The organism is Sphingomonas sp. BLCC-B65 (assembly GCF_028550675.1).
Classification (GTDB): domain Bacteria; phylum Actinomycetota; class Actinomycetes; order Actinomycetales; family Microbacteriaceae; genus Microbacterium.
This window is the reverse complement of record NZ_JAQQGL010000002.1, coordinates 84,266-98,001: the sequence shown is the minus strand read 5'-3', so window position 1 is coordinate 98,001 and position 13,736 is coordinate 84,266. Positions and strand designations below refer to the sequence as shown.

12 protein-coding genes and 1 tRNA gene are annotated in these 13,736 nt (G+C 69.8%); 10 read left to right on the top strand and 3 right to left on the bottom strand.

Annotation, left to right across the window (positions count from 1 at the left end; all coding sequences use genetic code 11):
- Positions 1–10: 10 nt before the first annotated feature.
- Entirely contained in the window at positions 11–508 is a 498-nt protein-coding gene (locus PP359_RS13820; protein WP_016464639.1) for a MarR family winged helix-turn-helix transcriptional regulator, read from the bottom strand.
- An 88-nt stretch (positions 509–596) separates the two neighbouring features.
- Here PP359_RS13820 and PP359_RS13815 point away from each other — a divergent pair, with 88 nt between their 5' ends.
- The 10 genes from PP359_RS13815 (at position 597) to PP359_RS13770 (ending at position 11,308) form a co-directional block, all read left to right on the top strand.
- A complete protein-coding gene (locus PP359_RS13815) occupies positions 597–2,282 on the top strand; it encodes an FAD-dependent oxidoreductase (protein ID WP_499250862.1) in 1,686 nt (561 codons plus the stop codon).
- The gene (locus PP359_RS13810) at positions 2,248–2,511 is read left to right on the top strand and encodes a DUF8730 family Cys-rich protein (protein WP_499250959.1); all 264 of its coding nucleotides are present in this window, start codon (positions 2,248–2,250) and stop codon (positions 2,509–2,511) included. Before PP359_RS13815 ends, PP359_RS13810 begins: the two co-directional genes overlap by 35 nt.
- Complete coding sequence (locus PP359_RS13805) at positions 2,508–2,813, top strand: metal-sensitive transcriptional regulator (protein ID WP_051039405.1); 306 nt, start codon at positions 2,508–2,510, stop codon at positions 2,811–2,813. The genes PP359_RS13810 and PP359_RS13805 overlap by 4 nt, the downstream gene beginning before the upstream one ends.
- A 73-nt stretch (positions 2,814–2,886) precedes the next feature.
- Positions 2,887–2,958, top strand: a tRNA-Gln gene (locus PP359_RS13800).
- 1 nt (position 2,959) lies between these two features.
- A complete protein-coding gene (glmU, locus tag PP359_RS13795; RefSeq protein ID WP_036315236.1) occupies positions 2,960–4,432 on the top strand; it encodes a bifunctional UDP-N-acetylglucosamine diphosphorylase/glucosamine-1-phosphate N-acetyltransferase GlmU in 1,473 nt (490 codons plus the stop codon).
- A complete protein-coding gene (locus PP359_RS13790; RefSeq protein WP_036315232.1) occupies positions 4,407–5,441 on the top strand; it encodes a ribose-phosphate diphosphokinase in 1,035 nt (344 codons plus the stop codon). Before glmU ends, PP359_RS13790 begins: the two co-directional genes overlap by 26 nt.
- A 95-nt stretch (positions 5,442–5,536) precedes the next feature.
- A complete protein-coding gene (locus PP359_RS13785; RefSeq protein ID WP_499250861.1) occupies positions 5,537–8,254 on the top strand; it encodes an HAD-IC family P-type ATPase in 2,718 nt (905 codons plus the stop codon).
- Positions 8,255–8,358: 104 nt separating this feature from the next.
- A complete protein-coding gene (locus PP359_RS13780) occupies positions 8,359–8,859 on the top strand; it encodes an FMN-binding protein (RefSeq protein WP_499250860.1) in 501 nt (166 codons plus the stop codon).
- Complete coding sequence (locus PP359_RS13775; RefSeq protein ID WP_499250859.1) at positions 8,856–9,758, top strand: FAD:protein FMN transferase; 903 nt, start codon at positions 8,856–8,858, stop codon at positions 9,756–9,758. Before PP359_RS13780 ends, PP359_RS13775 begins: the two co-directional genes overlap by 4 nt.
- Positions 9,758–11,308 (top strand): FAD-dependent oxidoreductase, encoded by a 1,551-nt coding sequence (locus tag PP359_RS13770; RefSeq protein ID WP_499250858.1) that lies wholly within the window; start codon positions 9,758–9,760, stop codon positions 11,306–11,308. Before PP359_RS13775 ends, PP359_RS13770 begins: the two co-directional genes overlap by 1 nt.
- 80 nt (positions 11,309–11,388) lie before the next feature.
- Here PP359_RS13770 and PP359_RS13765 read toward each other — a convergent pair whose 3' ends face one another.
- Together PP359_RS13765 and PP359_RS13760 are read right to left on the bottom strand one after the other, a co-directional pair.
- Positions 11,389–12,933 carry a sensor histidine kinase gene (locus PP359_RS13765; RefSeq protein WP_347417398.1) on the bottom strand — a complete coding sequence of 515 codons (1,545 nt, stop codon included), beginning with the start codon at positions 12,931–12,933 and terminating at the stop codon, positions 11,389–11,391.
- Complete coding sequence (locus PP359_RS13760) at positions 12,930–13,664, bottom strand: response regulator transcription factor (RefSeq protein WP_016464648.1); 735 nt, start codon at positions 13,662–13,664, stop codon at positions 12,930–12,932. The genes PP359_RS13765 and PP359_RS13760 overlap by 4 nt, the downstream gene beginning before the upstream one ends.
- Positions 13,665–13,736 lie beyond the last annotated feature (72 nt).

Below are 13,736 nucleotides of genomic sequence, written 5' to 3'. Positions count from 1 at the left end.
GACGACGCTGTCAGGAGTCGAAGCCCAGCGACAGCTTTCGCAGCAGGCCCGCGAGTCGCTCGCGATCGGAGCGTGACAGCACGCTGAGCAGCAGGGCTTCGGCGTCGACGAGGCGTGTGATCGCGGCATCCACGCGGGTCTTGCCCTCGTCGGTGATCGTCACCAGAACGCTGCGTCCGTCACCGGGATCGGCCTCGCGGCGCACCAGGCGGCGTCCGACGAGGCGGTCGATGCGGTTCGTCATCGTGCCGCTGGAGACCAGCGTCTGCTGCAGCAGCTGCTTGGGACTGAGCTGGTAGGGCTCGCCGGCCCGTCGCAGTGCCGACAGCACGTCCCACTCCCAGGGTTCGAGGTCGCTGCGACGAAACGCCTCGCGTCGCGCCCGGTCGAGATGCCGCGACAGGCGATCCACTCGCGAGAGCACCTCCAGCGGCGAGAAGTCGAGATCCGGTCGCTGGGCGCCCCACGCGCCGACGATGCGGTCGACTTCGTCGTGCTCGGTGGACATGCCTCCATTATCGTCACGGCGGCCCTCGGAGTTGCGTCAAGATACCCCCGGGGGTATCGTGTGAACACGCGTTCGAGAAGGAGAACAGATGCGCATCGTGATCGTCGGGGGAGTGGCCGGAGGCATGAGCTGTGCCGCGCGTGCGCGCAGGCTCGATGAGGCGGCCGAGATCATCGTCCTCGAGCGCGGCGCGCACGTCTCGTTCGCGAACTGCGGCCTGCCCTACTACGTCGGCGGAGAGATCGCCGATGAGTCCGCTCTGCTCGTGCAGACCCCGGCCTCGCTGAAAGCGTCTCTCGCGCTCGACGTGCGCCCCGGTCACGAGGTGACGGCGGTGGATGCCGCGGCCAAGACCGTGACCGTGATGAGCGCAGACGGTGTCGACACCCTGCACTACGACGCCCTCGTGCTGGCTCCGGGCGCCGCCGCGGCGACGCCGCCCATCACCGGACTGGACTCGCCGCGGGTGCGGACGCTGCGCAGCGTCGAAGACGCGGTCGCGTTGCGTGATCGCGTCCAGGCCGGTGCGCGCCGTGCCGTCGTGCTCGGAGCGGGCTTCATCGGCATCGAGGCCGCCGAAGCGCTTGCCCAGCGTGGGCTGCACACCACCGTCGTCGAGTTCGCGCCGCACGTGCTGCCCCCGCTCGAGGACGAGCTGGCCGCCCTCGTAACCGCGGAACTGCGGACGCTCGGCATCGAGGTGCGCGCCGGCACCGCGGCCACCGCGGTCGAATCCGGTGAGGACGGCGACGTCGTCGTCCTCGACGACGGCACCCGCCTCGACGCCGACATCATCGTGCTCTCGGTGGGTGTTCGTCCCGACACGGCGGTCTTCGAGGCCGCGGGCGTCGCATGCGTGCGTGGAGCGATGATCATCGACGAGCACGGACGTACCTCGCTGCCCGACGTCTACGCGGTCGGTGATGCGACGGCATCCGTCGACGCCGTCACCGGGGCCGTGCGTCCCGTCGCGCTCGCCGGACCCGCCAACCGCGCCGGACGGCTCGTCGCCGACGCGATTCTCCGTCCGGAGCACGCTCGTCCGCTTCCGCGCCCCGTCGGGACGGCGATCGTCCGTGTCGGTGCGCAGACGGTGGCGATGACCGGCGCGAACCGCGCCGCGCTCGCCGCCGCCGGGATCGACGCGGACACGCTGCACCTTCATCCGGGCCAGCACGCCGGCTACTTTCCCGGCGCCTCGCAGATCCATCTGGTCGTCCACATCCGTCGGAGTGACGGCCTGCTGCTGGGAGCGCAGGCCGTCGGCGCCGACGGGGTCGACAAGAGGATCGACGTGCTCGCGACGGCCATCCGTGCGGGCTGGGCGGTGGATGAGCTGATCGACCTCGACCTGGCCTACGCACCGCCGTACGGCTCTGCGAAGGATCCCGTCAACATGGTCGGGATGGTCGGCGAGAACGTCCGGAGCGGGGCCCTCCGCCTCTGGTACGCGCAGGACGTCGACGCGGTCACCGAGACCGCGCTGATCCTCGACGTGCGCACCCCCGCGGAGCTGTCCACCGGGCATCTGCCCGGGGCGCTCGCCATCCCGCACACCGCGTTGCGCGGCCGGCTCGACGAGGTGCGTGCCGCCGCCGCCGGGCGACCCGTGCGCGTCATGTGCCAGTCGGGCGTGCGCTCCGCGATCGCGCACCGCGTGCTCGCGCAGGCCGGGTTCGACTCGGCGTCCCTGTCCGGCGGCATGCTGACGCTGCGCGCCGTTCTCGGTGAGCACGCGGATGCGGTGCTCGTCTCCGACCACGCCCGCATCTGAGCGGCGCGGACTCTTCGCCGCACCACCGACAACGTCATACGTACGAACGACGAGAAGGAGAACTCTCATGTGCTCAGCAGTAACGTGCCGAACCTGCGGCAAGACGACGTGGGCCGGCTGCGGCCAGCACGTCGATCAGGTGATGAAGAACGTGCCGGCGGCCCAACGCTGCCCCGGCCACGAACAGGAAGCGGGCGGCGGCTTCCTCGCCCGCGTCTTCGGACGATGACGGCGAACGCGTCCGCGTCGGACGCCGCGACAGCGCACGACGGCGCCGCGCAGCGCAAGATCGCCAATCGCCTGCGCCGCGCGCGGGGTCAGCTCGATGCGGTCATCGCCGCCGTCGAGGAGGGAAAGCCCTGTCGTGACGTGGTGACCCAGCTGGCGGCGGTGTCCAGCGCGCTGGACCGCGCCGGCTTCGCCATCGTGTCCACGGCGCTGCGGGAGTGTCTGTCCGATCCGGAGGGTGCAGCCGCGGAAGACGGCGTCACCGCCGACGAGCTGGAGAAGCTCTTCCTCATGCTCGCCTGAGCACGGCGATGCGGTCATCCGGGGTCGGGACTGGCAGACTGGAGCGGCACACCCGCCGTCTCGTGGGGTGCGGTCCGCCGTAGTGTAACGGCAGCACGACAGCCTTTGGAGCTGTGAGGTTCAGGTTCGAATCCTGGCGGCGGAGCATGACAGAGAACACGTTGGATGCGTCCCTCGCCGTCGTGATCCTCGCCGCGGGGCAGGGAACCCGCATGCGGTCGTCGCTGCCGAAGGTGCTGCACCGCATCGGCGGTCGCCCGCTCGTCGGACACGTTCTCGACACGGCCCGCGACCTGTCGCCCGCCCACGTTCTCGTCGTCGTCCGGCACGAAAGGGATCTCGTCGCCGATGCGGTGACCGGTATCTCGCCCGAGGTCGTCGTCGTCGACCAGGACGAGATCCCGGGCACCGGTCGCGCCGTCGAAGTCGCCCTGGACGCCGTCCCCGATTTCGACGGCGACGTGCTGGTGCTTTCCGGTGACGTCCCCCTGCTCGATGCCGAGACGCTGAGCGCCCTCATCCGAGACCACCGCTCGTCCCGGGCTGCGATCACACTGCTGTCGGCCGTGCTCGACGACGCGACCGGCTACGGCCGTGTCGTGCGCGCCACCAACGGCGGCGTGGAGCGCATCGTCGAGCAGAAGGACGCCACGGCCGCGGAAGCGGCGATCACCGAGATCAACGCGGGCGTCTACGTCTTCCAGGCGGAGATGTTGCGCTCGCAGCTGGCGCGTGTGGGCACCCAAAACGCGCAGGGCGAGAAGTATCTGACCGACGTCGTGGGCCTGGCCCGCACCGCGGGGCTCGCCGTCACGGCATCCGTCGTCTCCGACGTCTCGCTGACGCTCGGCGTCAACGATCGCGCGCAGCTCGCCGAGGCCGGGCGCCTGCTCAACGCGCGCACCGTGCGCCGGTGGCAACTCGACGGCGTCACGATTCAGGATCCGGCGACGACCTGGATCGATGTCACCGCGACCCTCGCGCCCGACGTGACGGTCTTGCCCAACACCCACATCCTGCGCGCCACTGCCGTGGCTGCCGGCGCCACGATCGGACCCGACACGACGCTGGAGGACTGCGAGGTCGGCGAGAACGCCGTCGTCCGCCGCACTGATGCGACCCTCGCCGTCATCGGGGCAGGCGCCTCGGTCGGACCGTTCGCCTATCTGCGGCCGGGTACCGTGCTGGCTGACGGAGGCAAGATCGGAACGTTCGTGGAGACGAAGAACTCCACCATCGGCGCAGGCAGCAAGGTTCCCCACCTGTCCTACATCGGCGACACGACGATCGGACGCGGCGTCAACCTCGGCGCTGGCGCGATCACCGCGAACTACGACGACATCGCCAAGCATCGCACCGAGATCGGCGACGAGGTGCACTCCGGCTCGCACAACGTCTTCGTCGCGCCCGTTAGGATCGGAGATGGCGCCAAGACCGGTGCCGGTGCGGTGATCCGGAAGGACGTCCCGCCCGGAGCTCTCGCCTTGAGCGTTGCCCCCCAGCGCAACGTCGAGGGGTGGGTCGAGAACCACCGACCGGGAACGGCCGCGGCCGCGGCTGCCGCACGTTCCCGCACTGCACAGGAAGCGGACCATGGCGCGCAAGAAGCACACGGTTGACCTGGACGTCGAGCGCGGGATCGCCCCCGGACTCGTCGCCAAGACCAAGAAGCGTCTGGTTGTCGCCAGCGGCAGCTCGCATCCGACCCTGTCGCATGACGTCGCCCAGGCGCTCGGCACCGAGCTGGTACCGACCGAGCATCGTACGTTCGCCTCCGGCGAGATCCTGACCCGCTTCGAGGTGTCGATCCGCGGCTGCGATGCCTTCATCATCCAGTCCTTCGGCCCCCCGGTGAACGAGTGGCTCATGGAGCTGCTGATCATGCTGGATGCCGCCAAGCGCGCCTCCGCGAAGCGGATCACCGTCGTCGCGCCGTATTACCCGTACTCGCGTCAGGACAAGAAGGGTCGCGGTCGCGAGCCGATCAGCGCGCGTCTCGTCGCCGATCTGCTGAAGACGGCGGGTGCCGACCGCGTGATGAGCGTGGACCTGCACGCCGCTCAGATCCAGGGGTTCTTCGATGGACCGGTCGATCACCTGTTCGCCAAGCCCGTGCTGCTCGAGTACTTCCAGAACAGCCTTTCGGCCGACGACCGTGCCAAGCTCACCGTCGTCTCGCCCGACACCGGGCGCGTGCGCGTGGCCGACCAGTGGTCCGACTCGCTCGGAGCGCCTCTCGCGATCATCCACAAACGCCGCGACCCGAACGTCGCCAACCAGGTGACCGTCAACGAGATCGTGGGACACGTCGAGGGTCGCGTCTGCCTGCTCGTCGACGACATGATCGACACCGGCGGCACCATCGTCAAGGCGGCGCAGGCGCTGAAGGCCAACGGGGCCGAACGGGTCATCGTGGCGGCCACGCACGCGGTGTTCAGCGCTCCGGCGACCGAGCGCCTGCAGGATGCGGCGATCGACGAAGTCGTCGTGACCGACACGATTCCCCTTGCGGACGAGAAGCGCTTCCCGGGGCTGACGATTCTGCCCATCGCTCCGCTGCTCGCGCGCGCGATCAAAGAGGTCTTCGAGGACGGCTCGGTCACGAGCATGTTCGACGGCGCCGCCTGAGCCCGCCGCCCCCGGTCGCGGCGGCGTGAGCGTCGCCGGACGTCATCCTGGCGATCGCACCCGCGGCGGCGAAGCGCGCCTCCTAGGATCGCGGTATGAGCGCCCACGCTGCTGCCGACGTCGAACTCACCGTTGCCGCCCCGCACGCCGCTGACGTCGCGGAGGTTCGCCGCCTCCTTCGCGTCGGAGAGGACGGCCTGACGGCGGACGACGCGCGAGCCCGACATGCTGTCGTCGGGCCCAACCTTCTGCCTGAGCCGAAGCGCACGCCGGCGTGGCAGCGATTCCTGTCGCACTTCAACGACACCCTGATCTACATCCTCCTCGCCGCCGCGGCGATCAAGGCCGTCATGGGCGACTGGCTCGACTTCTGGGTGATCGTGTCCGTCGCCGTCATCAACGCCGTCATCGGCTACGTCCAGGAAGGGCGGGCGGAGAAGGCCCTCGCCGGCATCCGTGGCATGCTCTCCGCGGATGCGACCGTGCGCCGGGAGGGACGTTGGACGACCGTCGCGGCCTCCGAACTGGTTCCCGGCGACGTGGTGCGACTGATGCCCGGCGACAAGGTGCCCGCCGATGCACGCATCGTCGAGGCCACCCAGCTGCGTGTCGACGAAGCCGCCCTGACCGGTGAGTCGATGCCCTCCGCGAAAGCACCGGCGGCCGTCGCGGCGGAAGCGGGGGTGGGGGACCGGTCCTCGATGGTGTTCTCCGGCACGATCGTCACTGCGGGGCAGGGGGTGTGCATCGTCACCGGCACCGGGGCGCGGACGGAGATCGGCAAGATCCAGGCGCTCGTGGGCGAGGCGGGCGCGCTCGAAACTCCGCTGACCGCTCAGCTGGCCGCGTTCGGCAAGACGCTGACACTCGTCATCCTCGGCATGGCGCTGGTGATGATGGTGATCGGCCGATACCTGCACGAGATGCCGTTGCCCGACCTCGTCTCGGCGACGATCGGCTTCGCGGTGGCGGCGATTCCGGAGGGGCTTCCCGCCCTGGTCACGATCACGCTGGCGATCGGGGTGCAGCAGATGGCGCGGCGCCACGCGATCACGCGCAAGCTGCCCGCCGTGGAGGCGCTGGGCTCGGTCACCACCGTGTGCTCCGACAAGACGGGAACGCTGACGAAGAACGAGATGACGGTGCGCACCATGCTCACCCCTCTCTCCCGCTACGAGGTCTCCGGGCTCGGCTACGACCCGACGGGAACGATCACCCCTGCCGGCGGCGCAGACCTGGCGGCGTTGCTGGCCGTCGCCGATCTCTGCAACGATGCATCGCTGGAGCGGGTGGCGGACGGTACGGATGCCGGTCGGGCGCACCTTCTCGGCTGGTCGCTGGTGGGCGAGCCGACCGAGGGGGCGCTGAAGGTCGTCGCCATGAAGGGGGGTGTCGACAGCGCTGACGCACGCCGCATCGCCGTCGTCCCCTTCGACTCCGCCAACAAGTTCATGGCAACGCTGCACGAGAGCGCGGACGGTTCGCGGGCGGTGCTCGTCAAAGGTGCGCCTGACCGTCTGCTCGAACGCGCACTCACCCAGCGCGGCGCGGAGGGTGCCGAGCCCGTCGACCGCGTGTTCTGGGAGCGGGCCGTCGAGGAGCTCAGCGCCCAGGGGCTGCGGGTCCTCGCCGCGGCGCGCAAGGCCACGAGGGCCGAGACGCTGGATGCCGAGGACCTCGTCGATCTGGAGATGCTCGGTCTCTGGGGCATCGTCGATCCGCCTCGACCCGAGGCCATCGTCGCCATCGCGGACTGCCATGCCGCCGGTATCCGCGTGAAGATGATCACCGGAGACCACGCCGGCACGGCGATGGCGATCAGCAGGGAGATGGGGCTTATCCGCGACGCGGACGCTCCGGTGCTGACCGGCGCAGAACTCGAGGCGATGAGCCAGGAGCAGCTGAAGGGCGTGGTGCAGGAGGTCGACGTCTTCGCCCGCACCAGTCCGGAGCACAAGATCCGCATCGTGCGCGCACTGCAGGCGCACGGCGAGGTCGTCGCGATGACCGGCGACGGTGTGAACGACGCGCCCGCGCTCACCCGGGCCGACGTCGGCATCGCCATGGGCATCAAGGGCACCGAGGCGACGAAGGAGGCGGCCGAGATCGTCCTGGCCGACGACAACTTCGCGACGATCCGCAGCGCGATCGCCGAGGGACGGCGGATCTACGACAATCTCCGCAAGTCGGTCGTCTTCCTGCTGCCGACCAACGGTGCGCAGTCGCTCGTCATCCTGGTGGCGGTCGTCTTCGGCCTCACCCTGCCGCTCACACCCGTGCAGGTGCTGTGGGTCAACATGGTCACGGCCATCACCCTCTCGCTTGCGCTGGCCTACGAGCCCGCCGAACGGGGCATCATGAACCGACCACCGCGGCCGACCGGCGGATCCATCGTCTCGATGCGTGAGCTCGGCTTCATCCTGGCGGTCTCGGTGCTCATCGGCGGTGCCACCCTCGTGGTCTTCGGCCTTGCGCTCGCCCGCGGCGCCGACATCGGCGTTGCCCGCACGGAGGCGGTTTCCACGCTCGCCTTCGCCCAGCTCGCCTTCCTGCTGAACTGTCGATTCCTGGGACGCTCGAGCCTCACGATCGACGTCTTGCGCGGCAACCCGGTCATCTGGTGGTCCGCGATGGCGCTCGTGGCTCTGCAGCTGCTGTACACCTACGTGCCGTTCCTGAACGAGCTGTTCGGTTCGGAGCCCCTCGACGGCCTCGGCTGGATCATCCCGATCGCCGCAGCCGTCGCCGTGTTCCTCGCGGTAGAGGTGTTCAAGGCGCTGCGCAGCCGCCCGATTCTCAATGCGAATGCATAGGAAAACGCAGGGGTCTGGTCCGAGCGCGCCGCTAGCGTGGAAAGCGCCACCGCGATGCGCCCCCCGCATCTGAAGCGGCAGGGCACGACAGAAGGAGGACCATCATGATCCGCACCACCGCCGTACCCCGTTCCGTCCGCACCGGCGCTGCTGCCGTCTCGGTGTTCGGAATGATCGCCCTCGCGGGCTGCTCGGCCACCACGACGAGCACCGCGTCGCCGTCTACCGCCCCCGCCGACGAGTCCACCCCCTCGACGGCGTCCTCGCCTCCTGCCACCGGCAGCACCGGGGCCGCCGCCTCCGGCAGCGTGTACAAGGACGGCACCTACTCGGCCGACGGTTCGTACGCGACCCCCGAGTCGGTCGAGACCATCTCGGTGACGGTCACGCTCGCCGACGACGTCATCACCGACGTGCAGGTCAGCGGAAATCCGACCAAGAGCGAGTCGAAGCAGTATCAGAGCCAGTTCATCGGCGGAATCAGCTCCGAGGTCGTCGGCAAGAAGATCGAGGACATCTCGGTGTCGCGCGTCGCCGGTTCGTCGCTGACCAGCGGTGGATTCAACAAGGCGATCGAAGAGATCAAGACCGAAGCGAAGGCGTGACCGCGCCCGACGCGCCCGACTCGTCCGCGCCCCCCGCTCTCCGCTGGGAGTTCGAGGCGATCGGCACGCGCTGGCGCATCGACACGGCCGTGGAGTTGTCCGCCACGGTGCGCTCCGAGGTCGGTGTTCTGATCGACGCGTTCGACCGCGCGTGGTCGCGATTTCGGCCCGATGCCGAGATCGCCGCGCTCGCGACGGCGGCAGGATCCATCCCGGCGCCCGTCGACGCGGCGCCGATGCTGGATCTGTTCCTCGCGCTGAGCGAGGCCACGGCCGAAGCCGTCAACCCGCTCATCGGCGACGCGCTCGCGCGCCGTGGCTACGACGCCCAGTACGGGCTCGTGGACCACGGCGCGCAAGCCGCTCCGGCGGGATGGTCGCAGCTGCTGACATGGGGCGGCGAACGGCTCACCCTGCGCACGCCGGCGACGATCGATGTCGGAGCGCTCGGCAAAGGGCGCCTCGTCGACCGCGTGCTGCGTCGCGTCGCGGCGCTCGTGGAGGGTGCGGTGACGGTCGACGCCGGCGGCGACATCGCTCTGCGCGGCAGCGAGACGATCGCACTCGAGCACCCCTTCGACCCGACGCGCGCGATCGGGGTGTGGCGGGTGACGGATGCCGCGCTCTGCGCGTCCGCGATCCAGCGCCGCGCCTGGCCGGCCGCGGACGGCGGGGGACTGCATCACGTGCTGGACGCGCGCACCGGAGAGCCGGTGCGCACGATCGCCGCGACGTGGGTGGTCGCCGCCGACGCCATGACCGCCGATGCCGCCGCCACCGCGCTCTTCTTCGACGGCGGACCCGCGTTCGCCGACGCCCACGCCGCGGCGTGGGTGCGTATGACCACTGACGGCCGCGTGGAGTGGTCGCCCGACAGTAAGGCAGAGTTGTTCCTGTGATGAGCTCACTCACCGCGGCATGGAGTCGCACCCTGGCGGTGCTCGGTCGCGTATCGATGTACCGCCTGGTCGTTCTCGCGCTCGCCGTCCTGGCCGCGATCGCTCTCGTGCTGTCCTTCGCGGGAGCGGTCGGGCCCTCGCCGTGGGAGCTGCTGGTTACCCTCCTCGTGCTCGCGTTGGTCTGTGCCGCGACCGATGCGATCGGGCACCGCGTGCTCGGCAAGGACTGGCGGTGGGAGTCGTCGCTCGTCACCGTGCTGATCCTGCTGTTCGTCCTGCGCCCTACGGTGGAGCCGGCGGCGCTCGTGGGCATCGCCGTCGCGGGACTCGTAGCCTCGGCATCCAAGTACCTGCTGGTCTGGCAGGGACGCCACATCTTCAATCCCGCTGCGGTCGGCGCGACCGTGCTCACGGTGTTGAGCGTGTGGCTGCCGGACCTGGGCTCGTCCGCATGGTGGGTGGGTTCCCCCTTCCTCGCCGGACCCGTCATCCTGCTCGGCCTCGTCGTGCTCGTTCGCACCGAGAAGGTGCGCATCATCGCGCTCTTCCTCGTCGTCGCGGTGGCGGTCGCCTTCGTGCGCACCACGCTGCAGTACCAGCAGGCGGGGCTCGCACTCGATGCGGGGACGGTGTTCTGGAACATCCTCTGGTCGTCGCCGTTCCTGTTCCTCGGCGCTTTCATGCTCTCCGAGCCGCTGACGCTGCCCCCGCGCCGGTGGCAGCAGTTCGTGGTCGCGGCGGTGGTCGGCGTCCTCGCCGGCTGGCCCATCGACGTCGGCGACGTCAGTCTCGGTCAGGAGCGCGCGCTGCTGGTCGGCAACCTCATCGCCTTCGTCTTCGCCCTACGTACGGCGGTGCGCCTCACCTTCCAGGAACGTGTCGCCCTCACGCCCACCGTGCGCGAGCTGTCGTTCCGGGCCGAACGGCGCTTCCGTTTCGTCGCGGGGCAGTATCTCGAGCTCGAGGTGCCGCACCCCCGCCCCGATGCGCGTGGCACGCGCCGGGAGTTCAGCATCGTCTCGGCCCCGGAGGAGCTGCCGGAGGTGCGCATCGCGCTGCGCGAAGGATCGCAGTCCAGCTACAAGAAGGCGCTCGCGCTCGTCGAGCCGGGCCAGCAGCTCGCGGTGACCGGCGTGTGGGGCGACTTCGTCCTGCCGGCGCGCGCGTCGGCGCCGGTGCTGATGGTCGCCGCCGGCATCGGCGTCACGCCCTTCGTCTCGCAGCTGCGCCACCTGCGCCTGTCGGGGGAGCAGCGTGACGTGGTGTTCGTCTACGTCGCCGCGGATGCCGAAGAGCTCGCGTTTCGCGACGAGTTCGAACACGCCCGCATTCCGGTGATCGTCTTCACTCGCACCGAGCCCGACACGCTTCCCGGGCACTGGACGTGGGCGCAGGGCGTCCGTCTGGATGCCGCGGGACTGCTGCAGATGGTGCCCGATCTCGCGTCGCGGCATGCCTACGTGTCGGGTCCGCCGCGTCTCATCGCGGATCTCGCCCCCGCCCTCGAGAAGGCTCGGACACTCACGACGGACGCCTTCTCGGGTTACTGATCGGCACCGCACGCGTGGTGCGGGGGCCGCGTGCGCCCGGTCGTCGGGGCGGTCTCGGCCCCGCTCGCGCGCAGCCCGGGTCAGGCCGGCGCGTCGGCCGCGTGCGGGGCCGCCGGGCGCGCCGGCAGTCGTACCTCGAACTCGGTGTGGCCCGGTTCGCTGTTGACGGAGATCGTGCCGTGGTGCGCGGTGACGATCGCCTTCGCGATCGACAGACCCAGGCCGGTACCTCCGGTCTGGCGTGCGCGGGAGGCGTCGCCGCGCGCAAACCTCTCGAACAGCTCGCCGGCGACCACCGGATCAATGCCGGGACCGTTGTCGGTGACGCGCACGACGGCGTCGCCCTCCTCGACGGCGACGCTCGCGGTGACCGTCGTTCCTGCCGGCGTGTGCACGCGGGCGTTGGTGAGCAGGTTCGCCACGACCTGATGCAGACGCATCGTATCTCCGGCGACGACGACCGGTTCTTCGGCGGCATCCAGCTGCCATTCGTGTCCTGAGCCGGCGACCTGTGCGTCGGCGACACTGTCGACGACCACTCGCGTGAGGTCGACGGCGCCGTACACGAGTTCCTTGCCCTCGTCGAGTCGAGCCAGCAGCAGCAGGTCTTCGACGAGCGCCGTCATCCGCAGGGAGGCGGACTGGATGCGCTCCAGGCTCTGCTCCGACTGCTCGGCGCTGATCGCGACCTGGGCCGGTGTGGCCGCGTCGCCGGCGGCGTTCACGGTTCGCAGCGACCGCAGGGAAAGCTCGGAGTAGCCGCGGATCGCCGCCAGGGGAGTGCGCAGCTCGTGGCTGGCGTCGGCCACGAACGAGCGCATGCGCTCCTCGTTGCGTTGCCGGGCGGCCAGTGACACGTCGATGTGGTCGAGCAGAGTGTTCAGTGCCGCACCGACACGCCCGATCTCATCGCTCGCATCGGCTTCGGATGCCGGGACGCGCTCGGAGATGGTGACGTCGCCCGAGTCCAGCGGCTGCGCAGCGACGCGTGTCGCCGTGGCGGCGACGGCCCGAAGCGGCCGAAGGGAGTAGCGGATCACCACGGCGATGACGGCCGCCAGCAGCAGCAGCCCTCCGGTGGTGACGAGGGCGACGGTCGTCAGGATCTGCGCAATGGTCGTGTTCACGGTCGACACCGGCAGCCCGACCGCGATCGCGTAGGGACCGGCGCCGGTGGTGAACAGCCGATAGGTGCCGATGTCGTCCACCGTCCCCGTCGCGGAGGGACCGGAGCCGAATGCGTTGGCGATCTCGAGTACCTGTGCGTCCGTCAGCGACTTCACGCTGTTGCCGTCGAGGTACGCCCCGTCGAAGCCGCTCGCCGACCTCACGATCAGCAGCACTCCGGGAGTTCGCACGCGCGCATCCTGCAGCACGGTGTACGCGGACTGCACGGTGCCGAAGTCCACCTTCTGCGAGAGGAGTTGCGCGCTGACACTGGCTGCCGCATCGCGTACCTGTGTGTCGAGCTGGCCGGACAGGATGTTGCCGAGCAGCGCGCTGGTGGCGACGCCGATCATCGCCAGAATCAGCGTGACCATGCCGACGACGGCCGCGATCAGTCGCGTCTGCAGGCTCCATTGCGGTCGCCGTCGGACCTTCTTCGGTGCAGGCGCTGCGCTCACTGCGGAGCTTTGATCATGTAGCCCACGCCGCGCACCGTGTGGATGAGCGGGTCACGGCCCGCGTCGATCTTCTTTCGCAGGTAGGAGATGTACAGCTCGACCACCGAGGAGCGCCCGCCGAAGTCGTAGTTCCAGACGCGGTCCAGGATCTGGGCCTTCGACACGACGCGACGCTGGTTGCGCATGAGGAAGCGCAGCAGCTCGAACTCCGTCGCCGTCAGCTCGATCTCGGTGTCGCCGCGCATGACCTCATGGGAGTCCTCGTTCAGCGTCAGCTCACCGACGCGCAGGACGGGGTCCGCGCCGCCCGCTGTCGCGGTGCCGGCGCGGCGCATCAGACCGCGCAGACGCGCGACGACCTCTTCCAGGCTGAACGGTTTGGTGACGTAGTCGTCGCCGCCGGCGGTGAGGCCCGCGACGCGGTCGGCGACGGCATCCTTCGCCGTGAGGAAGAGCACCGGCACATCATTGCCGGCGTGACGCAGTCGCTGCAGCACCGACATGCCGTCGAGGTCGGGCATCATGATGTCGAGCACCATGGCGTCGGGATCGAACTCGCGCGCCTGCGCGAGCGCGTCGAACCCCGACCCCGCCGTGCGGACCTCCCAGCCCTCCATGCGCAGCGCCATCGAGAGCAGGTCCGTGAGCATCTGCTCGTCGTCGACGACGAGGACGCGAAGGGCCGACCCGTCTGGGCGGTGCAGGACAGGGGAGGCGGCGAGAGCGGTCATGGCTCCATTGTGCTGCCGGTGCTGTGAAGAACCTATGCGCCGCGCTATGAGCCCGCTGTGGATTGCAGCAGG